Source organism: Sphingomonas colocasiae (genome assembly GCF_019880585.1).
Taxonomy (GTDB): Bacteria; Pseudomonadota; Alphaproteobacteria; order Sphingomonadales; family Sphingomonadaceae; genus Sphingobium_A; species Sphingobium_A colocasiae.
The window spans coordinates 31,277-50,150 of sequence record NZ_JAINVV010000014.1; the positions used below are offsets into that span (position 1 = coordinate 31,277).

General features: G+C 66.1%; 20 protein-coding genes. 4 read left to right on the forward strand and 16 right to left on the reverse strand.

From position 1 onward, the window contains the following. Window positions 1-2: 2 nt before the first annotated feature. From K7G82_RS26865 to K7G82_RS26880, 5 genes are all read right to left on the reverse strand, one after another. Window positions 3-464 carry a peroxiredoxin gene (locus tag K7G82_RS26865; protein WP_222993518.1) on the reverse strand — a complete coding sequence of 154 codons (462 nt, stop codon included), beginning with the start codon at window positions 462-464 and terminating at the stop codon, window positions 3-5. Continuing rightward, window positions 464-3,166, reverse strand: coding sequence for a bifunctional [glutamine synthetase] adenylyltransferase/[glutamine synthetase]-adenylyl-L-tyrosine phosphorylase (locus tag K7G82_RS26870; RefSeq protein ID WP_222993151.1), 2,703 nt, complete (start codon window positions 3,164-3,166; stop codon window positions 464-466). The genes K7G82_RS26865 and K7G82_RS26870 overlap by 1 nt, the downstream gene beginning before the upstream one ends. 400 nt (window positions 3,167-3,566) lie before the next feature. Then, window positions 3,567-4,232 carry a sigma-70 family RNA polymerase sigma factor gene (locus K7G82_RS26875; protein WP_222993153.1) on the reverse strand — a complete coding sequence of 222 codons (666 nt, stop codon included), beginning with the start codon at window positions 4,230-4,232 and terminating at the stop codon, window positions 3,567-3,569. A gap of 92 nt (window positions 4,233-4,324) precedes the next feature. Then, window positions 4,325-4,459 (reverse strand): hypothetical protein, encoded by a 135-nt coding sequence (locus tag K7G82_RS30110; RefSeq protein WP_281423071.1) that lies wholly within the window; start codon window positions 4,457-4,459, stop codon window positions 4,325-4,327. A gap of 93 nt (window positions 4,460-4,552) precedes the next feature. Then, window positions 4,553-5,353, reverse strand: coding sequence for a response regulator (locus tag K7G82_RS26880; RefSeq protein WP_222993155.1), 801 nt, complete (start codon window positions 5,351-5,353; stop codon window positions 4,553-4,555). A gap of 293 nt (window positions 5,354-5,646) precedes the next feature. Between K7G82_RS26880 and K7G82_RS26885 the strand changes: the two genes are divergently transcribed. The 3 genes from K7G82_RS26885 to K7G82_RS26895 all read left to right on the forward strand — a co-directional run bounded on the left by K7G82_RS26885 (window position 5,647) and on the right by K7G82_RS26895 (window position 7,858). Continuing rightward, window positions 5,647-5,787 (forward strand): NepR family anti-sigma factor, encoded by a 141-nt coding sequence (locus K7G82_RS26885; RefSeq protein ID WP_222993157.1) that lies wholly within the window; start codon window positions 5,647-5,649, stop codon window positions 5,785-5,787. 6 nt (window positions 5,788-5,793) lie between these two features. After that, on the forward strand, window positions 5,794-7,392 hold the full coding sequence (locus tag K7G82_RS30255; protein ID WP_222993160.1) for a sensor histidine kinase: 1,599 nt from the start codon (window positions 5,794-5,796) through the stop codon (window positions 7,390-7,392). A 337-nt stretch (window positions 7,393-7,729) separates the two neighbouring features. Beyond that, window positions 7,730-7,858, forward strand: coding sequence for an entericidin A/B family lipoprotein (locus tag K7G82_RS26895; RefSeq protein WP_222993162.1), 129 nt, complete (start codon window positions 7,730-7,732; stop codon window positions 7,856-7,858). Window positions 7,859-7,921: 63 nt separating this feature from the next. Here the strand turns inward: K7G82_RS26895 and tatC are convergent, their stop codons facing one another. The 8 genes from tatC to argS all read right to left on the reverse strand — a co-directional run bounded on the left by tatC (window position 7,922) and on the right by argS (window position 14,469). Further along, the gene (gene tatC, locus K7G82_RS26900) at window positions 7,922-8,686 is read right to left on the reverse strand and encodes a twin-arginine translocase subunit TatC (RefSeq protein ID WP_222993164.1); all 765 of its coding nucleotides are present in this window, start codon (window positions 8,684-8,686) and stop codon (window positions 7,922-7,924) included. After that, complete coding sequence (gene tatB / locus K7G82_RS29965; RefSeq protein ID WP_246623917.1) at window positions 8,683-9,201, reverse strand: Sec-independent protein translocase protein TatB; 519 nt, start codon at window positions 9,199-9,201, stop codon at window positions 8,683-8,685. Before tatB ends, tatC begins: the two co-directional genes overlap by 4 nt. A gap of 95 nt (window positions 9,202-9,296) precedes the next feature. Beyond that, a complete protein-coding gene (locus K7G82_RS26910) occupies window positions 9,297-9,530 on the reverse strand; it encodes a twin-arginine translocase TatA/TatE family subunit (protein WP_222993166.1) in 234 nt (77 codons plus the stop codon). A 27-nt stretch (window positions 9,531-9,557) separates the two neighbouring features. After that, entirely contained in the window at window positions 9,558-10,148 is a 591-nt protein-coding gene (gene scpB, locus K7G82_RS26915) for an SMC-Scp complex subunit ScpB (RefSeq protein WP_222993168.1), read from the reverse strand. Further along, on the reverse strand, window positions 10,145-10,909 hold the full coding sequence (locus K7G82_RS26920) for a segregation and condensation protein A (RefSeq protein ID WP_222993170.1): 765 nt from the start codon (window positions 10,907-10,909) through the stop codon (window positions 10,145-10,147). The genes scpB and K7G82_RS26920 overlap by 4 nt, the downstream gene beginning before the upstream one ends. Window positions 10,910-10,971: 62 nt before the next feature. Beyond that, on the reverse strand, window positions 10,972-11,982 hold the full coding sequence (gene nagZ / locus K7G82_RS26925; protein WP_222993172.1) for a beta-N-acetylhexosaminidase: 1,011 nt from the start codon (window positions 11,980-11,982) through the stop codon (window positions 10,972-10,974). A gap of 7 nt (window positions 11,983-11,989) precedes the next feature. Next, window positions 11,990-12,742, reverse strand: coding sequence for an SPOR domain-containing protein (locus K7G82_RS26930; RefSeq protein WP_222993174.1), 753 nt, complete (start codon window positions 12,740-12,742; stop codon window positions 11,990-11,992). Further along, window positions 12,742-14,469: an arginine--tRNA ligase gene (argS, locus tag K7G82_RS26935; protein ID WP_222993176.1), complete on the reverse strand. Its 1,728-nt coding sequence runs from the start codon at window positions 14,467-14,469 to the stop codon at window positions 12,742-12,744. Before argS ends, K7G82_RS26930 begins: the two co-directional genes overlap by 1 nt. A 206-nt stretch (window positions 14,470-14,675) precedes the next feature. On the opposite strand from argS, the gene K7G82_RS26940 reads away from it, so the two are divergent. Next, the gene (locus K7G82_RS26940; protein WP_222993178.1) at window positions 14,676-14,969 is read left to right on the forward strand and encodes a hypothetical protein; all 294 of its coding nucleotides are present in this window, start codon (window positions 14,676-14,678) and stop codon (window positions 14,967-14,969) included. Between the two features lie 58 nt (window positions 14,970-15,027). Here K7G82_RS26940 and K7G82_RS26945 read toward each other — a convergent pair whose 3' ends face one another. From K7G82_RS26945 to K7G82_RS26955, 3 genes are all read right to left on the reverse strand, one after another. Then, complete coding sequence (locus tag K7G82_RS26945; protein ID WP_222993180.1) at window positions 15,028-16,179, reverse strand: DUF1501 domain-containing protein; 1,152 nt, start codon at window positions 16,177-16,179, stop codon at window positions 15,028-15,030. Between the two features lie 4 nt (window positions 16,180-16,183). Then, window positions 16,184-17,617 (reverse strand): DUF1800 domain-containing protein, encoded by a 1,434-nt coding sequence (locus K7G82_RS26950; protein ID WP_222993182.1) that lies wholly within the window; start codon window positions 17,615-17,617, stop codon window positions 16,184-16,186. Between the two features lie 85 nt (window positions 17,618-17,702). Continuing rightward, entirely contained in the window at window positions 17,703-18,869 is a 1,167-nt protein-coding gene (locus K7G82_RS26955; protein ID WP_222993183.1) for a deoxyguanosinetriphosphate triphosphohydrolase, read from the reverse strand. Window positions 18,870-18,874 lie beyond the last annotated feature (5 nt).

Here is an 18,874-nt window from a genome sequence, read left to right on the forward strand (position 1 = left end):
GCTCAGAGCGCCCGTGCCGCCTTCAGCACCTCTTCGGCATGGCCCGCGACCTTCACCTTGCGCCAGATCCGCGCGATCCGGCCATCCTTGTCGATCAGGAAGGTCGCGCGATCGATCCCCATATATTTCCGGCCGTACAGGCTCTTCTCGATCCAGGTGCCGAACGCCTCGCACACCGAATCGTCGACATCGCTCGCCAGTTCGACCTTCAGATCATATTTGCCGATGAACTTGGCATGTTTCGCCGGCTTGTCCTTCGAAAGGCCGACCACCACCGCGCCGGCGGCGGCGAAATCCTCGATCAGCCCGGTGAAGGACTGGGCTTCGGTGGTGCAGCCCGGCGTATCGTCCTTGGGATAGAAATAGAGCACCAGCGCCCGGCCGCGCCAATCGGACAGTGCGCGCGTGGCGCCATCGGTCATCGTCAGCGTCACATCCGGGGCCATATCGCCATCGCTCAGCATCATCGCATCTCCTCCGCTTCGGCAACCACATGCTGCCAGCATTGCCCGACATCCCCGCGCGCGCGCTCATAAGCGGCCATCAGCGATGCCCAATCCTCCATCCCGCACGCCCGCGCCACCAGCCGCCGCGCGGTTTCCGAGAGTTCGTCGCAACCCGGCGCGACCAGCCGCAGCGTGACCAGCATCCGCGTCAGCAGCACCTGCGCCTCCGCCAGCGCGGCCGGCAACCGCCCGGCATCGACCAGCATGGCGATCGCGTGATCGAGCCGCGTATCGAGACCCTCTCCATGCCGGAGTTGCGCGACATGGACGCAGAATTCGAGATCGACCAGCCCGCCCTCGATCAGCTTCACGTCCAGCGGACCCGCTGCCGGCTTGTGCTTCGCCATTTCGCCGCGCATCGCGACCGCATCCGCCAACAGCTTGGCAACATCGCGCGGCGCACCCAGCACCGAATGAATGATCTCGTTTATCGCCCCGCGCGCGGTGGCCGATCCGAACACCGGTCGCGCCCGGGTGAGCGCCATATGCTCCCAGGTCCACGCGCTTTCGCGCTGATATTTGGCGAAACCGGCGAGCGAGACGGCGAGCGGCCCTTGCGCGCCCGACGGGCGCAGCCGCGTATCGACTTCATAGAGGGGGCCGGACGCCGTCGGCACCGAAAGCGCCGCGCTGATCCGCTGGCAGAGGCGGTTATAATATTGGACCGCCCCCAGCGGCTTCGCGCCCGTCGATTCCGCCGCATGATCACCGGTGAAGACATAGACGAGATCGAGATCGGATGCGTGGGTGAGCGATCCGCCACCCAGCCGGCCAAGGCCGACGATCACCAGTTCGCTGTCGGGCACCTTGCCGTGAACGGCTTCGAATTCGGCCACGGTCGCGGCGGCCAATGTCTCGATCGCGGCTTCCGCAACGCGCGAATAGCCATAGCCGACTTCCACGGGATCGCCGACGCCCGCGACGATCTGCGCGCCCAGCGCGAACCGCCTTTCATTGACCTTGCGCCGCACCGAATCGAGCAATTGCTGATAGTCCGCGCCCTGTTCGCAATGGCCCAGTTCCGAAGCCAGCGCCTCGACCGAGGGCTGGGGTTCGAGTGCGGTGGCGTCGATCAGCCCGTCGAGCAGTTCGGGCCGCCGCCCCAGCAGGTCCGCCAGCGTCGGCGCGTGGCTCAATATCTCGCCCAGCAACCGCGCCAGCGCGGGCCGCGCGCCGAGCAGCCTGAACAGATTGATCGCGCTCGGCAGCCGCGAGATCATGTCGTCGAGCCGGTTGATCGCGCCATTGGGATCGGGCGCGCCGCCGATCGCCGCGACCAGCCCGGGCAGCACATCCTCCAGCGCGGCGCGCGCGGCATCGGTCCGCAGCGCGCGCAACGAACCATCGCGCCAGCGCTCGATCCGCGCCAGCGCCGCCTTTGGATCGGCGAAGCCAGCCGCCGCGAGTTGACCCGTCAGCCGATCGGGATCGCGCGAGATCGCGGCATCCTCCTCATCGGTCCCGTCAAGGCTGTCATAGATCCGGCCTACCGTTTCGACCGGGCCATCGAGCAGATCGATCAGCGCGGCGCCGTCAGCCAGTCCGTGCAGGCGCGCGACGCTGTCGAGCGCCGCCGGATCGCGCGGCAGGCTGTGCGTCTGCTGATCGTCCACCATCTGCAATCGATGCTCGATCGTGCGGTAGAGGCGATAGGAATGGGCGAGGACATCCTCGACATCCGGCTCGATGCGCCCGGCCGCCCGGAGCGCCGCCAGCGCATCGAGCGTCGCCGGCGCGCGCACCGCCTCCTCGCGGCCGCCATAGATGAGCTGGTGGATCTGCGCGAAGAACTCGACCTCGCGGATGCCGCCGCGCCCACGCTTCAGGTCATAGCCCGGGCCGAACTTCTGCCCCTGGGCATGATGATCCCGGATGCGGCGCGAAATGCCGCGAATCTCTGCGATCGCGCCATAATCGAGCCCGCGCCGCCATACGAAGGGGCGGATCGCCGTGAGGAAGGATTCCCCCAATGCGACGTCGCCGGCGGCGGCGCGCGCGCGGATGAAGGCCGCGCGCTCCCAGGGCAGCGCGCTCGATTCATAGTGCGAGATGGCGGCGTTGACCGGCAAGGCCAGCGGGGTCGCCTCGGGCGAGGGGCGCAGCCGCAGATCGACGCGGAACACATAGCCGTCGCCATCGCGTGACTGGAGCAGTTCGACGATGCGGCGCGCGATCCGCACCGCCGCTTCTACGGGCTCCTCGCGCGCGCGACGCGGCAGGGTCTCGGGGTCGAAGATCAGGATCGGATCGATATCCGACGAATAATTGAGTTCGCGGCTGCCATGCTTGCCCAGCGCCAGCGCCGCGAAACCGCGCGGCGCCTCATCCGGCGTCCGCTCCGCGATCGCCGCCGCGATCGCACGATCGAGCGCGCGATCGGCGAGGTCGGAGAGTTCGCGGGTCACCACCTCCATGCTCAGCAGGCCGGCCAGATCGCCGATGGCGAGCACCAGCGCCAAGGCCGCGCGCGCGCGCCGCAAGCCGGCGCCGACGCTCTCGGCGCCCTCACCGCGCCGCTTCGCCAACGCCATCGCGCCGTCGAGATCGCCGGCGGCGAGCAGCGCGGTCAGATCGGCATTGCGCTCGATCGCGTGTCGCAAGAATGGGGAATGATCCGCCGCCCGTTGCAGCGCGTCCACGATCGCTTCGTTGGGATTCATGTGGGCGCTTTAGAGCATTGCGCGAAAAAGTGGGAACCGGTTTTCCGTGCGAAACGATCCAGCTGTTACGCCGCGCCAGCCCGAGCCAGCAGGCCTGCATGGCCGTAACGGCACGAAAGACGCACCCGGCGCGCAACCTTGCCGCGCAAACCGCGTTATTCGCTCATGGATTCGCGTGCACCCAGACCAGATGCAAACGATGCCCGTCGGCACCTCGTCGATATTCCGAGGCCGGCCGACGGGATCGGAAATGCGCTGCGGACAGCGTTTCGCGGACGGCTGAATCACATGCCGCCAGAAATCTCGGATCTGCTGGAAAAACTGGGCTGACCGGAAGCCCCGGAGCATGGGAAGGTAGAGCCCGATCCCCGATCGGCGGGGAACGGGCCCAATCGAAACCTCAACGATCGCGGCTGAGTTCGTCCACCTGACCCATGATCGTTTCGAGCGCCGTCCGGCCGCTCTCGGCCTCGAACTCGCTGCGCGGGGCCAGGCTGTTGTCGCTCATGATCTGCTCGAGCGCGACGCGGCCGCGCGCGACCCGGCTCTTGATCGTGCCCACCGCGACCCCGCAGATTTCGGCGGCTTCTTCATAGGCAAAACCGCCAGCGCCGACCAGGATCAGCGCTTCGCGCTGCGGCTGGGGCAGCATCAGCAACGCGCGTTGCATGTCCGCCAGCTCGACATGGCGATCCTGGCTGGCCGGCGCCGCGAGGATGCGGTCCGCCGCCAGATCGTCCCACTCGCCCTTGAAGCGCGCGCGACGCATCTGAGAGAGATAGAGGTTGCGCAGGATGATGAAGGTCCAGGCGCGCATGTTGGTGCCGGCCAGGAAGCGCTTGCGCGCGCCCCATGCCTTCATCAGCGTTTCCTGGACGAGATCGTCCGCCAGATCCGCATTGCCCGAAAGCGAGCGACCGAAGGCGCGCAGATGCGGGATCACGCGCGCAAGCTCGGCCTTGAAATCATCGTCGCTCAGCGAGATGTGCTCGGCGGGAGCAGAATCCTCCTCGCCAGAGATGTCGGCATCGTCCGTTACGGCCTTCTGCCTGTCATCATTCGTCATTTGCCTACCCGCTCCGAAGCCGGTCGCCGGCTGCGGTCCGCCTGTGCCTAGCATCGCGTCGCCCTCGCGGCCAACCGAAAACACCCGAACCCTCAGCGGACGAAAAGGAGGAAGGCGAAGATGACGATTACCGCGGTCAGCGAAATCGCCAGAATATAGCGCGTCATGTGCGGCGTCGCGCCGGCCCGCGCCTTCTCCGTGGATATATGCTGTTGTTCTTCAGCCATTTGTCCTGCCCTTTCGCGTATCGCTCACTGCATGAACGTCGCGCGGCGCTCACAGTTCCGAATCCGGAACGGTGGGAACCCGGGCAGGATGAATCAGGCGGGAACGGTCGCCGCGTCGAAGAACAGCGCCTGCGCGATCGCGGCCTTCACCGTCGAACGCTGGAAAGGCTTGGTGATGAGGAAGGTCGGCTCGGGACGCTCGCCCGTCAGCAGCCGCTCCGGAAAAGCGGTGATGAAGATGACGGGTACGCTGAACTCGGACAGGATATCCTTCACCGCATCGATGCCGCTGCTGTCGTCCGCCAGCTGGATATCGGCAAGCACCAGCCCAGGGCGGCGCGCACGCGCCTGTGCCACCGCCTCGTCGCGGGTGACGGCGACGCCGGTCACGTCATGGCCGAGATCGCGGACGATCGTTTCGATATCCATGGCGATGATCGGCTCGTCCTCGATGATGAGCACATCGGCGCGCGTCTGCCGCTCGATCTCCGCAAGCGCCTCTCCCACCAGCGATTCGACCTCGCCGGGCGTGGTTTCGATCAGATAGGCGGCATCCTCGTTCGAGAAGCCCTCCATCGACGTCAGCAGCAACGCCTGGCGCGATCGCGGCGTTACCGCCGCCAGCCGGGCCTGGGCGATCGCTTCCGGCACGTCAGGCCCACGCGATTCGACCAGATCCTGCTCGTCGAGATTGGCCGAACTCCAGATCGCCTGGAAGGTGCGATACAGGCCAAGCCGGGGATCGACGTCGCGCGGAAACTGATCGGGCGCATCGACGATCGCCTCAAGCGCGGCGCGTACATAGGCATCGCCGTGATTCTGGCTGCCCGTCAGCGCGCGCGCATAGCGACGGAGAAAGGGGAGATGCGGCGCAAGCTGTTGTCCAAGCGACATCGATAGGAAGCTCCTGTAACTGATAACCTTGTGGTTTGACGGACAGGGCTTGGCAACCCCCGGCCCCCGCACGCAAAAAAACGAGTCTTCCGCGTCGGACATGGAACTATCGACGCGTTTTTTTGTTTCATGCACGGGTCGTAAAATATACCGGTGCCGTACCGGCGCGCGCCGGTCGGCCTTTTTTGCCGTTCATGACGGCATGCATGTGTTGATCGAGGTCTTCAGGGGGGAATGGATCACCGGTGGCGTCAGGTAAGAAAACGGAAAAGGCGACTGCGCCGCGGGAGCCGATGAGCAAGGGCAAGTCGAAGGACAAGACGCCTGACGGCAAGAATCCGGCCGTGGGCGACGCGTTGCGTTCGATCTACCAGAAGACCATCGACGAATCGGTCCCTCAGGAAATGCTCGATCTGCTGGGCAAGCTCGGCTGATCGCATGTGGCCACGCTAGATCACGCGGAGGAAGCAGCGCCAGGCAACAGGCCCGGCCGGCTTATCTTCGCCAATCGCTCGACCGGCTTTCGCGTTTTCCTGATTCTCAGCCTCGCGCTGCTGCCGCTGGGGCTGGTCGCCTTTCTGGCGACACTGCAATCCAGCCGCACCGCCGATCTGGAGAAGCAGGCGCAAATCCGCATCGCGCTGAGCGAGAATGCCCGCCAGCTCGCTTCGACATGGGCATCTGACGCGTCGCTTGCCCGCGCGACCATGCGCGGGGAGCTCGCCTATCCCGACGACGCGGATCGCTGCGGCCGATTCGGCGAGATCCTCACCACCCAATCGGATCGGATGCCGCAGTTCGCGCTTTACGGCACCGAATCCGCTCCCTGGTGTGCATCCACCGGTTTCTCGCCCACCAGGCCGAGTACATTGGCCTTCGACGTCGAAGCGTCGCCGAAATACACATTGACCGCCGACTCGCTCGATATCGTTGTGCCCGGGCCAGGTGGGTCGGTCGGCCTGCTGCGCTATTCCGAGCGCGCGATGACCGCGGTCGTCGCTTCAGGCGCATCCCCCGTCCCCTATGCGCTTTCGATCGTCAGCATGGGCACCAGGTTGCCGCTCGTCGAAACCGTGCGTTCGGGCGGCATCGCCGGGTACGAAACCATGAGCGATCCCATCGGGACGACGGGCCTCAACGCCGAAATCACGACGCCGCGCACACCGTTCAGCGCGGTCGAGCTTCTTTCGATCCTGTTGCCGCTGGTCATGTGGGCCTCCGCCGCGCTGATCGGCTGGTTCGTGGTGAACCGCATGCTGATCCGGCCGCTGCGCCGGCTGGAGCGAGCGGTATCGGGATATAAGCCGGGCGACATCATCGAGCCCCTGCGGGGCATGGAGACGTCCGCTCACGAGCTTCGCCAACTCGGCGAAACCTTCCGGCATATCACCGAAACCATTTCCACCCATGACGCCGAGCTTGCCGCAAGCCTTGCGCGCCAGACGCGGTTGACCCGCGAGGTGCATCACCGGGTGAAGAACAATCTTCAGGTCGTCGCCAGCCTCATCAACCTTCATGCCCGCGGCCAGGTTCAGCCCGACGTCGTCCGCGCCTATGCATCGATCCAGCGCCGCGTCGATGCGCTCGCCGTCGTCCACCGCAACCATTATGCGGATTTCGAGGAGAATCGCGGGATCAGCCTGCGCTCGCTGGTCGGCGAACTTGCCCAGAATATTCGCGGATCCGCGCGCGATGGCGATCCGGTTCCGCCCGTTCGCATCGACATCTGCCCCTGCTATACCAATCAGGACGTTGCGGTTCCGGTCGCATTCCTGCTGACCGAACTGATCGAGCTGTCGATGCTGACCGACCCTCGCGCGGCGATCGTGATCACGCTTGCGCAGACTTCGCCCAGCGCCGCGCGGCTTTCAGTCGAATCCGCGGCATTGATAGAGACCCCGGATCTGGTGGAGCGCATGGAACATCGCTTCGGGCGCGTCCTCGAGGGCCTGTCCCGACAGCTTCGTTCGCCACTGGAACGCGATCGGGTCGTCGGGAGATTCTCGATCGAGATCGCGGTGATCGGCGAAGTGCGGTAAAACAGACCTGAAATCCCACGCTTTTTTGATCCTCAAAAAAAAACGTCAGGGAACGCATTTTTTTCTGGAACCTTTGTTTCTCACGCCCGTTCTGCAATTCGGATAGCGACCTTTTGCCCCCCCGCTCTCGCTATCCAAGACACGGGCCCGGACATGCCAACCCCCTCCCCCCCGGTGGCATGTCCGGGTCTCATTCTGTCCAGGGCATATCCGAGCAGCTTTTCGAGAGCGCCGATCTCTTCCATTCGAACCGGCAGATCGTTGCGGAACCGAATCCGCCTTCCGCGCATTTTGATGTGCGCAGCATCGGATAGATGCCCCTTATCGGAGAAAGACCATGGTCCGGAAATATCTCGGCGCCGCCCTGCTGATGGGCTCACTCCTCGTCAGCGCCTGCAACACCATCGAGGGTGCGGGCCGCGACGTCAAATCGGTCGGCAACACCGTCGAGAAAGCGGCGAAGTAAGCACGCCAGACAGTAGAGTAAGCGTAAGGACGCGCCGGATCGACCGATCCGGCGCGTCTTCGCTTATTCGGCGTCCGTTGCGGCCGCCGCTTTCACGCGGCGGCGCTCGGTGAGCAGGATCGCGATCAGCGCGAGCTCGTACAGCAGCACCAGCGGGATCGCGAGAAGAAGCTGGGAAACGACGTCGGGCGGGGTCAGGACCGCCGAGATCGCGAAAGCCGCGACAATCGCGTAGCGCCGGCCGGACGCGAGTTGCTGGCGCGTGACGATGCCGGCGCGTTCGAGGAGCATCAGCAAGACCGGCAGCATGAACGCGATGCCGAAGCCGAGCAGGAATTTCGTGACGAAGCTCAGATAATTGCCGATCGCCGGCAAGGCTTCCTGCTGTACGCCGCCGACATTCCCTTCAAAGCCGAGGAGGAAATGAAGCGCCACAGGCATTGCGAAATAATAGGCGAGCGCAGCACCGCTCAGGAAGAGCACCGGCGTCATGATCAGGAACGGCAGAAAGGCCCGCTTCTCGTTCGCATAGAGACCCGGCGCGACGAATCGCCAGACCTGTATCGCGATCATCGGCGATGCCAGCATGGACGCCGCGAAAAATGCCACTTTCAGGTTCACGAAGAACGCTTCGAAAATGTCGGTATAGATCAGCTTGCCTTGCCCGGCCTTGAGCAGCGGCTGCACCAGAAACGCGAAGATCGGCTCGGCCAGATACAGGCAGACCGCAAAGGCGAGGCCGAGCGCCGCGGCGCTCCACAACAGGCGACGGCGCAGCTCGATCAGGTGATCGAGCAGCGGCATGCGGCTTTCGTCGATATCCTTCATGGCTTCGAATCCGCGGATGCCCCGCCCAGACCGAGATCCAGTTGCCCGGTCGTTTCCGGCCGCTCTGCCGAAGGCGGTGGCGGTGGCGGTGGCGGTGGCGGTGGCGGTGGCGGTGGCGGTGGCGGTGGGATTACCGGTTCACCGGCCTGGGGCGCAACATCTTCCATCGCCGGTTCGGCCGTCACGGCCGGCGCGTCGGGCGTGGGCGTGGGCGTTCCAGCCTCGGGGCCGGTGTCGGCCTGGGTTGCCGCGGGCGCCGGGATCGGTGCCGGGGGCTCGGGCGGATGCTCGCGCATGATGCGCTCATTCTCCGCCGCCCATTTCTTCTCCATCTCCTCCAGTTCCGCCTCGCGCACCATCGCGTCGAAACCTGAGCGGAACTGGCGCGCCATCGCCCGGGCACGGCCCACCCAATTCCCCACGACGCGCATGGCCTTGGGCAGGTCCTTGGGGCCGATCACGACCAGCGCGACAAGCGCACACAGCAGCAGTTCGGTCGGGGCGATATCGAACATGGCGACTTTCTGGAGTCGTGAAATCCCGGACGGGCCTGACGGCCCCTCCGCCGGGCGATCAGCCCGTCAATTCGGTCTTGCGGCCGGACAACGGCTCAGGGGCGATCCTCGCTCACCGGCCGCGCATCGCGCTCGGGCGCGGCATCGACGACGCGCGGCGTGTCGATTCTCGACTGCGGCTTGGCCTCGTCATCTTCGGCCATGCCCTTGCGGAAGCTCTTGATGCCCTTGGCGACGTCGCCCATCAGGCTGGAAACGCGGCCGCTGCCGAACAGCAGAACGACCACCAGAAGCAACACGATCCAATGGATCGGGGACCCGAAACCCATGACAAATCTCCTCGATTCCGGCTCCCTTTACTCGCTCTCGTCGGTGCTTTCCAGCGCGCCTTGGGAAAGATCGAATTCAGCCATCGCCAGATCGATCGGATCGAGCAGCCCGGCCGCGCGCAAATCGTCGATTCCGGGCAGATCGCGGCGGCTCTCGAGCCCGAAATGCGTGAGGAAATCGGGCGTCGTCGCATAGATCAACGGCCGCCCCGGCACTTCGCGGCGGCCGGCGGGGCGAACCCAGCCCGCCTCCATCAGCACGTCGAGCGTGCCTTTGGATATCTGCACACCGCGGATCGCCTCGATCTCCGCGCGGCTCACCGGCTCATGATAGGCGATGATCGCCAGCGTCTCGATGCCGGCGCGACTGAGTTTGCGCGGTTCCTCACGCTCGCGCCGCAGGATATGGGCAAGGTCGGGCGCGGTCTGGAAATGCCATCGGCTGCCCCGCTCGACCAGTTCGATCCCGCGTCCCGCATAATCCTGTCGCAACGTCTCCAATGCACGCGCGATATCCTGATCGCCGACATGCGCGCGCAGATCCGCGATGCTCAAAGGCTGTTCGGCTGCGAACAGCGCCGCTTCGACGCCACGGACAAGATCGTCGGGCGGATTCATGTCGGAGACCGAAGATAGAGCGGTTCGAACGGACCGGCCTGCTGCATCTCGACCCGGCCCTGGCGCGCCAGTTCGAGCGCCGCAACAAAGCTGGAGGCCATCGCCGAGCGCCGCATGCCGCCGTCGAGGCCATCGGGCAGGAATCGCCCGATCTCCGTCCAGTCGATCGTCTCGCCGATCAATCGCTCGACGCGCTGCAGCGCCTCGTCCAGCGTCATCACCGCGCGCCGCGCGACATGGTGGAAGACCGGCGCGGTCCGCGCCTTGACCGCGCCATAGGCGGCGATCAGTTCATAGAGTTCCGCCTGCCACAGGCTTTTGCGGATCGCGCGCAATCCTTCGGGTGCTCCGCGCGCGAAGACGTCGCGACCCAGCCGGTCGCGACCCACCAGCCGGGCGCCTGCGTCGCGCATCGCATTCAGCCGCTGCAGCCTGAGTTGCAGGCGCAGCGCGAGTTCCTCGGGCGAAGGATCGGCCTCCACATCGCGGGGCAGCAACAGGCAGGATTTGAGATAGGCGAGCCAGGCCGCCATCACGAGATAATCCGCCGCGATCTCGAGCTTGAGCGCCTTCGCCTCCGCGAGAAACGCCAGATATTGTTCGACGAGCGCCAGGATGGAGATTTCGCGCAGATCGACCTTCTGCACGCGCGCGAGCGACAGCAGCAGATCGAGCGGGCCTTCCCAGCTGTCGAGCGTCAGGGTGAGCGTGTCCGCGCTCGCCTGCGGCGTTTCGCCGAAAAGATCCTGATGCGGACTCATCGCAAGAGAGTAGCCGTGCGCATTCGGAAAAGTCGACTCCCCGCGCTCACGCGGCGAGCCGTTCAGGCATAGGCCAGAAGCGCGTCCCGTTTCTCGACCAGCGCCGCGAAATCGCCGGGCGGCGCATCGCTCGCGATCGTCGCCATGGCGCGATCGAGACGCGCGCGCGATACGGCCGACATATCGTCGAGCGATTCCGCGATCGCCGCCATTTCGTCGAATCGTCCCCAGCAATCCAGCGCGGCGTCGCAGCCGGCGGCCACGACGGCGCTCGCCTTTTCCGCGGCGCTTCCCTTCAACGCCTTCATGTCGATGTCGTCGGACATCAGGAAGCCGTCGAAACCGATCCGCCCGCGGATGATCTCAGAAATGACGAGGGGCGACATCGATGCCGGCAGTTCCGCGTCCCAGGCGGTGTAGACGACATGCGCGGTCATCCCCATCGGGGCGGATTTGAGCGAGATGAACGGGGCGAGATCGGTCTCGAGCGCCTCTGCCTCGGCATCGACGACGGGCAGTTCCATATGGCTGTCGACCGCCGCGCGGCCATGGCCCGGCATATGCTTGACGACGCCGACGCAACCGCCGCGCTTCAGCCCATCGAGCACGGCGCGGCCGAGCGCCGCCACCCGCATCGGATCGCTGCCGAACGCGCGGTCACCGATGATGTCATGCGCGCCGGGCTGGCGGACGTCGAGCAAAGGCAGGCAATCGACGGTGATACCCGATTCGCGCAGAATGATCGCGAGCGCCTGCGCATTGGCGCGTGCCGCCTCGATCGCCGAGGCGGGAGCGATATCGTAAAGCTCGCCGAACGGCGCACCGGCCGCGGGAAAGGCAGGCCATGCCGGCGGCTGCATCCGCGCGACGCGGCCGCCTTCCTGATCGATCAGGATCGGCAGGTCGGCGCGGCCGTCAAGCGCGCGCAGATCGTCGGTCAGCCGGCGAAGCTGATCGCGATCCTCGATGTTGCGCTTGAACAGGATATAGCCGGCCGGCCTCGCCGCCGTGAACAATGCCCGCTCGTCAGCGCTCAACGCCGCGCCGGCGAGGCCGAAAATGACCGGCTTCATCGATCGGTCAGTTGGTCGCGATCATGCAGGTCTCGCCCGCGACCTTGAGCTTGCCGCAAAGCGACGAAGCCTGGGCGGGCGATCCGGCGTCTACGCGAAGCCGGTAGAAGGTGTTGCTGCCGACCTTCACCGTGGTGATCGTTTTCGCGAGCGGCGCCAGGAACGAGAAGCGCTTGCTCATCGTCGTCCAGCTCTGGTTGGCGATCGCCTCGCTGCCATAGGCGCCAAGCTGGATCACCGATCCCGCCGGGCCGGTCGCGGGCTTCGGCGCCGGCGCGGGTTTCGCGGCCGGGGCAGGCATCTTGCCGCCATCGGCAACCTTCACGGTCGCGGCGGGGCCGCCTGCGACCGGGCGTTCGACGGCGGGCTTGGCGGGTGGGGGCGTCCGCACCGGTGCCACCGGCGCCTCGGGCACCGCATTGGTGTCGATCTTGCCTGTCGCCTCGGCGCCTTCGCTGGTCGCGAAGGAAGCATCACCCTGGCCTTCCACCTTCATGCCGCCCGGCTGATCGGGCTTCACCTTATATTCGCCTTCCGCAGCCGCGATCAGCGTACCGTCGCCATCGGCCTGCGCGTTGCGATCCTTGATCCACCAGACGCCGGCGATGACCACGCCCAGCGCGACAAGCGCGCCGATCACGCCACCCGCCAGCTTCGCCGGCGAAATGCCTTCTTCCTCATCGGCATCCTCGACGGCTTCGAGCCAGGGCAGCCGATCCTCTTCGGAAAGCTCCAGCCCTTCGCGGTCAGTGTCGGTCATCACTGCATCTCCTCGACAGCCGCCACACCCATGATGGCCAGGCCGTTGCGGACAATCTGCCCGATCGCATTGGCTAAGAAAAGCCTCGCGGACGTGGTTTCCGGATCGTCGACCAACAGGAAGCGCCGATCCGGCCGGTCATTGCCCATATTCCAGAGCGCATGGAAAGATGCAGCAAGATCAAAGAGATAGAAGGCAATACGATGGGGTTCGCGGGCCAGGGCCGCAGCCTCCACGATGCGCGGGAACTGCGCCGCCAGCTTCACCACCGCAAGCTCGTCCGTATCAAGGCGGGACAGGTCCGCGGCGCCGATCGCGACACCGGCATCCAGCGCCCGGCGATTCACCGAGCGAATCCGCGCATGCGCATATTGGACGTAGAAGACCGGATTATCCTTCGACGCCTCGACGACCTTGGCGAAATCGAAATCCATCTGCGCGTCGGCCTTGCGCGTGAGCATGGTGAAACGCACGACATCCTTGCCCACTTCGCCGACGACATCGGCGAGCGTCACGAAATTGCCCGAGCGCTTGGACATCTTCACCGGCTCGCCCGCGCGCAGCAGCCGCACCATCTGCACCAGCTTGACGTCGAAGCGAGTCCTGCCTTCGGTCAGCGCCGCGACCGCAGCCTGGATACGCTTCACCGTGCCGGCATGGTCGGCGCCCCAGATATCGATCAACTGGTCGGCCGACTGCGCCTTCTGGAAGTGATAGGCGAGGTCGGCGCCGAAATAGGTCCATTGCCCGTTCGACTTCCTGATCGGCCGATCCTGATCGTCGCCGAAGCGCGTGGAACGGAACAGCGGCAGTTCCACCGGTTCCCAATCCTCGGGCGTCTCGCCCTTGGGCGCTTCGAGCACGCCATCATAGACCAGGTCGCGCGCGCGCAGCCACGCCTCGGCCGCCTCGGGCTTTCCGGCCGCCTGAAGCTCTGCCTCGGACGAGAAGAGATCGTGATGGATGCCGAGCAGCGCCAGATCGGCGCGGATCAGGTCGAGCATCGCGGCGACGGCACGCTGGCGGAACAAGGCCAGCCACTCGCTTTCGGGCGCTTCGGCATAAGCGGGGCCGAATTCCTGCGCCAGCCGCTCGCCGACGGGAATCAGATAATCGCCGGGATAGAGCCCTTCGGGAATCTCGCCGATGTCGATGCCCAGCACCTCGCAATAACGCAGGTGCGCGGACCGCGCGAGCACATCGACCTGCCCGCCGGCATCGTTGACATAATATTCGCGGATCACGCGGTGGCCGGCATATTCCAGCAGGCTGGCAAGCGCATCGCCCACCACCGCGCCACGGCAATGGCCCATATGCATCGGCCCCGTCGGGTTGGCCGAGACATATTCGACATTGACGGTGATGCCCTTGCCCAGGCCGGAGCGACCATAATCGTCGCCCCCCGCCTCGATCGCGCGCAGTTCCCCGCGCCAGACATCGTCATGCAGGCGCAGATTGATGAAACCGGGGCCCGCGATCTCCGCCGACGCCACTTCGTCGATCGCGCCCAGGCCGGCGGCGATCTTCTCCGCCAGCGCGCGCGGATTGGTGCCGGCGGGCTTGGCGAGCACCATCGCGGCATTGGTCGCGAGATCGCCATGCGACGGATCGCGCGGCGGCTCGACCGTGACGGCGCGTCGTTCCAGCCCCGACGGCAGATCCCCGGCGGTGACGAGAGAATCGAGCACCGCGTCGATGTGCGCGGCGAAACGGGCGTAGAGAGTCACAGGTCAACCTCTGGTTGCGGCAAGCGTGCGCCCATAGCGGAGTTCACCGCCGGGCGTCCATCCTTGCGGGGGACGGCAATGATCCCGCGTGCATGGCGTGCAATCGCCCCGACGCGTTTTGCGATCGGGAATCGACGCGCGTCACTGCATGATCCGCCCCAGACAGGACGGGGTGCCGATCGGCCTTCAACATGGAGGACGACCAAATGACGAAGTTCGTGACCGCTGCCGTCGCAGCCCTTGCCATCGCCCTGCCAGCCGCCGCACTGGCCCAGCCCGAACAGGCGCGGTTCGAACATGAAGGCTTCACCTACGTCTTCACCGCACGCGATTCGGGCAAGGCCAAGATCATCGCCGGCAAGCGCTATCCCGGCGCGGATTCCTTCCGCCTGATCGTCAGCAACGGCCGCGTCCGTGGCACCAGCGCCGGCAAGTCCGTCGAGTTTCGCCTGAACGACGTCGAGCGTATCGATCAGGGCGCGACGCTCGCATCGCGCTGACCCGGCTTATCGGGCTCCATCCGGACAAGATGCGGATCCGGCGGATGGTCTGTGGACGTCAAGCACGCGCCAGGCCATCCGTCGGCTTCAATCCGGCGATCGTCGGATAAAGCGATCCCGTCATGCGGGCGGAATCCAGCCCGTAATGACTTGCCAACGCCCCGGCCACGAAGCTTTCCAGTTGCAGGGTCGGGCGAAGATCGCGCCCTTCGTACAATGCTCCGGCACGAAGTCCGGGCCAGTCGGCGAGGACACGCCCCCCCCTGACCGCACCGCCCAGCAGCATCGCGGCGGCGCCGGTGCCGTGATCGGTTCCGCCCGTGCCGTTCACCGCCACCGTACGGCCGAATTCGGTCGCGACCAGGATCATGGTGTTCGTCCAGGCCTGGCCCAATCCGGCCTTCAGTGCGGCGATCATCGCGTCGAGCCCGCCCAGTTGCTGCGCGAGGCGCCCCTTTTGGCCGCTATGCGTATCCCAGCCGCCGGTTTCGATCATCACCAGCCGTGCTCCGTCGGCCGGCGCCATCAGCCGGGCCGCAAGCGCGCCGGTCATCTGCCCCGCCCGCCCCTTTTCCCGCGACAGATCGCTGGCGAGCAGGCGCGTCTGCATCGCGCTTTGCCACAGGGCGTGAAGCCTGGCGTCGCCCTCGTAAAGGGCACCGACGCGCATCAGCAAATCTTCCGATGCGCCCGGCAAGGCCGATGGCGCATAGCTGGCCACTTCCACGGGGCCGCGCAACGCCATCGGCACAGCGCGCGCGATCGCCAGCGCATTGCCTTCTCCGCCCGGCAGCATGGCGGCAAGCCGGTTCATCCAGCCCGTCTTTTCGACATAAGCGTCGCGCCCGCCGGTCTCGAGGATATTCTGCCCATCGAAATGGGAACGGTCGCGATAGGAGGAGGCGAGCGCATGACCGAACAAGGCCTCTCCGGCGGCATAAAGCCGCGCGGTTTCCGCAAGCGCGGGGTGCAGCGAGAATGTCGCGTCCAGCCTGGCGCCACTGTCCACTTCGGCCAAGGCGCCGCGCGCACCGGCAAAAGCGGGATCGCCGATCGGGGCCACCATCGCCAATCCGTCAGCGGCGCCACGCTGGATGATGAAGACGAAACGCCGATCGGTCGGCGCCGCGGCGAAGCTGATCGCGGGCGCGAATGCCAGCACCCCCGCACCGAACATCGCGGATCCGATCAATGCGCGTCGGTCGATCATCGAACTATCTCCGCAGAAATTCCGGCGAGACGAGCAGGAGCGCCAGGCCCTGTGCGGGACTGTCGGCCTGGGCGATCACCTGTGCCGTCGAGGGGCTGAGCGTTCCGGGCAGGATCCTGGCCGCAAGCGATCGGGGATCGGCATCTCCCACGCGCTGCACCAGGCGCTGCGCCGCCTCCACACACCGCAGCAGTGCATCGGGGCCCATCCAGCTCGCCGCAACATCCTCCCAGCCGGCAGGCGAGCCGGGTTGCCAAACCGGCTGTCCCAGTTGCTGCATCATCGCCACCACCATCCTGCCGTCGGCGGTGGTCGCCCCAGTCGCCCGCAATGCGGACACTCCCCAATCCCATGGCGTCTTGAACTTGCCCGCGTCCGGCGCCCAGCTTTCCGGTGCGTCGATCAACGCGGCGTAGAGCGTCGGCAGATCCCCGCGCGAAGCCGTAAATGCCGCGGCCAGCCGGTCGACAAGCGAGGCCGGCGGATCGTCCGCGACGAAATGGCGCGCAAGTTTCGTCGCGACATGCAGGGCCGTCGCCGGATGCACCGCCAGATCCTGAAGAACCGCGCGGGCCTGTGCCTCTCCTTCCTGAGGATATTGGCGTCCAAGGATCGTGCGCGGGCCCGGTTCGTGAAGGCGGTCGGCGAAGACGAATGCGCCCGGCTCTCCGATCAGATCGGCCTCGCGCGGGCCGGGGCCGCGGGTGAGGCCCGCCACGGTCCAGCCGGTCAGCGCGCGCGCCAATTCGGTCACGTCCTGCTGGCGGTATCCGGTGCGAACGCCAAGGGTGTGGAGTTCCAGTATCTCGCGCGCCAGATTTTCGTTCAGGCCGAGCTTCCGGCCACCGCGGGCCGCGGCGCGGCTGCCCAGCGTCGACATGGCCCCGATCGACTGCGCCTGATCGAGATAGATCAGCATCGCCGGATGCCGCTCGACCGCCAGCAGCATATCGCCGAAACTGCCGAGCAGATTGGGCCGGATCGCTTCGAACTCGAGCATGCCCGACAGGCCGATGGCGGTGAGCCTGTCCGCCGAGATCGCGAAATGATTGGCCCAGAAATGCACGAGGCGCTCGGCGAACGGCGCCTGGCTGACCAGAGCCGTCCCCATCCTTGCACCGATTTCGGCGACATGCTGCCGCCGGGCCGCCTGCAGCGCATATTGCGGCGGCGGCTTCTGCTCCCCCGGTTTCGGCGCCATGCCGGATGCGTCCATCGATCTGGACTGAAGCTTGAGCGTGTTGCGGACGCGCAGTTCTTCGATGTGATCGGCATAGACCGATGCGATTTCCGCACGGGTCGGGATATCCGCCAATGTTGCCGGACGCGGCTCGAAACGGCGAAGCTGGTCCTTCAGCCAGGCTCTGGGCTGCGCCGGTTGCGCGTCATCAGGTCGCGCGCCGAGCCCGAAGCGGTTCAGGGCGATGGCGGATTCCATGGCTGCCTCATCGGCCGATCAACGATCCCGCCAAACTAGGCCAGACTTGTCGCAAAACTATGTCAGCACAGGATTTCGTCGCGTTTCAGAAACCATCCGGCATATCCACAGGGCCGACAATCTCGCGATAGCGCTTGATCGCATAACGATCGGTCATGCCCGCGACGAAATCGGCGATGTGGCGGCTGCGGCCAGGCTCCTCGCCCGGCAGCGTCGCCAGCCACTCCCCCGGCAGTTTCGCCGGATCGTCCTGATAGGCGGCGAACAGTCCCGAGACGACATGGCGCGCGGCATCGGCGGCGGCGAGCTGGCTCGGATGGTGATAGAGATTGGCGTACATGAAGCGCTTCAGCGCCCGCTCCGCATCGCGCATGCCGTCGGAGAAACCGACCAGCGCGCGCCCGGCGGCGCGCACGTCATCGACGCTGCCGATATCGGCCCCGGCGATCCGTCGCCGCGTCTCCGCGATCAGATCATTGACCATCCGCCCGATCTGCGCGCGGACCAGTTCGGCGCGAAGCCGGTCGGGATGGCATCCGTCGCAGGCGCGCAGGACGTCCGCCCAGCCCTCCGCGATCAACGGCACCGTCAGAAGCTGGTCGATATCGAGCAGCCCCGCACGCACGCCGTCATCGATATCGTGATTGTCATAGGCGATGTCGTCGGCAAGCGCCGCGACCTGCGCTTCCAGCGACGGCCAGCGATCGAGGTCGAGCGGAAATTCGGCATCGGCTTCGCGCATCGCCCAGCCAGGCGTGCGGACGGGGCCGTTATGCTTCGCCAGCCCCTCCAGCATTTCCCAGGTCAGGTTCAATCCGTTCCAGCGCGGATAAGGCGTCTCCAGCCGCATCAACGTACGCAATGTATGCGCGTTGTGATCGAAGCCGCCCTGCGCCATCGTCGCGGCCTTCAGCGCATCCTCGCCTGCATGGCCGAAGGGCGGATGGCCGATATCATGGGCCAGGCACAGCGCCTCGGTCAGATCCTCGTTGAGCCCCAGCGCGCGCGCGATGGTGCGCCCGATCTGCGCGACCTCCAGGCTGTGTGTCAGCCGAACGCGGAAATGGTCGCCATCGGGCGCGAGGAAAACCTGGGTCTTGTGACGCAGCCGGCGAAAGGCGATCGAATGGATGATCCGGTCGCGATCGCGCTGGAACGCGTCGCGCGGGCCACGCGCGGCGCCGTCCGCCTCGCGGTGCAATCGGCCGCGGCTGGTCGCAGGATCGGCGGCATAGGGCGCCAGCAGACTCATCCGAT

What these genes read in the sequence shown, in the direction of transcription:
- tatC (WP_222993164.1), bottom strand. Translation starts at nt 8,686, where the DNA reads ATGAAGGATATCGACGAAAGCCGCATGCCGCTGCTCGATCACCTGATC.
- tatB (WP_246623917.1), bottom strand. Translation starts at nt 9,201, where the DNA reads ATGTTCGATATCGCCCCGACCGAACTGCTGCTGTGTGCGCTTGTCGCG.
- scpB (WP_222993168.1), bottom strand. Translation starts at nt 10,148, where the DNA reads ATGAATCCGCCCGACGATCTTGTCCGTGGCGTCGAAGCGGCGCTGTTC.
- K7G82_RS26930 (WP_222993174.1), bottom strand. Translation starts at nt 12,742, where the DNA reads ATGACCGACACTGACCGCGAAGGGCTGGAGCTTTCCGAAGAGGATCGG.
- K7G82_RS26940 (WP_222993178.1), top strand. Translation starts at nt 14,676, where the DNA reads ATGACGAAGTTCGTGACCGCTGCCGTCGCAGCCCTTGCCATCGCCCTG.
- K7G82_RS26920 (WP_222993170.1), bottom strand. Translation starts at nt 10,909, where the DNA reads ATGAGTCCGCATCAGGATCTTTTCGGCGAAACGCCGCAGGCGAGCGCG.
- K7G82_RS26910 (WP_222993166.1), bottom strand. Translation starts at nt 9,530, where the DNA reads ATGGGTTTCGGGTCCCCGATCCATTGGATCGTGTTGCTTCTGGTGGTC.
- K7G82_RS26945 (WP_222993180.1), bottom strand. Translation starts at nt 16,179, where the DNA reads ATGATCGACCGACGCGCATTGATCGGATCCGCGATGTTCGGTGCGGGG.
- K7G82_RS26865 (WP_222993518.1), bottom strand. Translation starts at nt 464, where the DNA reads ATGCTGAGCGATGGCGATATGGCCCCGGATGTGACGCTGACGATGACC.
- K7G82_RS26885 (WP_222993157.1), top strand. Translation starts at nt 5,647, where the DNA reads ATGAGCAAGGGCAAGTCGAAGGACAAGACGCCTGACGGCAAGAATCCG.
- K7G82_RS26895 (WP_222993162.1), top strand. Translation starts at nt 7,730, where the DNA reads ATGGTCCGGAAATATCTCGGCGCCGCCCTGCTGATGGGCTCACTCCTC.
- K7G82_RS26870 (WP_222993151.1), bottom strand. Translation starts at nt 3,166, where the DNA reads ATGAATCCCAACGAAGCGATCGTGGACGCGCTGCAACGGGCGGCGGAT.
- K7G82_RS26955 (WP_222993183.1), bottom strand. Translation starts at nt 18,869, where the DNA reads ATGAGTCTGCTGGCGCCCTATGCCGCCGATCCTGCGACCAGCCGCGGC.
- K7G82_RS26950 (WP_222993182.1), bottom strand. Translation starts at nt 17,617, where the DNA reads ATGGAATCCGCCATCGCCCTGAACCGCTTCGGGCTCGGCGCGCGACCT.
- K7G82_RS26880 (WP_222993155.1), bottom strand. Translation starts at nt 5,353, where the DNA reads ATGTCGCTTGGACAACAGCTTGCGCCGCATCTCCCCTTTCTCCGTCGC.
- K7G82_RS30110 (WP_281423071.1), bottom strand. Translation starts at nt 4,459, where the DNA reads ATGGCTGAAGAACAACAGCATATATCCACGGAGAAGGCGCGGGCCGGC.
- K7G82_RS26875 (WP_222993153.1), bottom strand. Translation starts at nt 4,232, where the DNA reads ATGACGAATGATGACAGGCAGAAGGCCGTAACGGACGATGCCGACATC.
- nagZ (WP_222993172.1), bottom strand. Translation starts at nt 11,982, where the DNA reads ATGAAGCCGGTCATTTTCGGCCTCGCCGGCGCGGCGTTGAGCGCTGAC.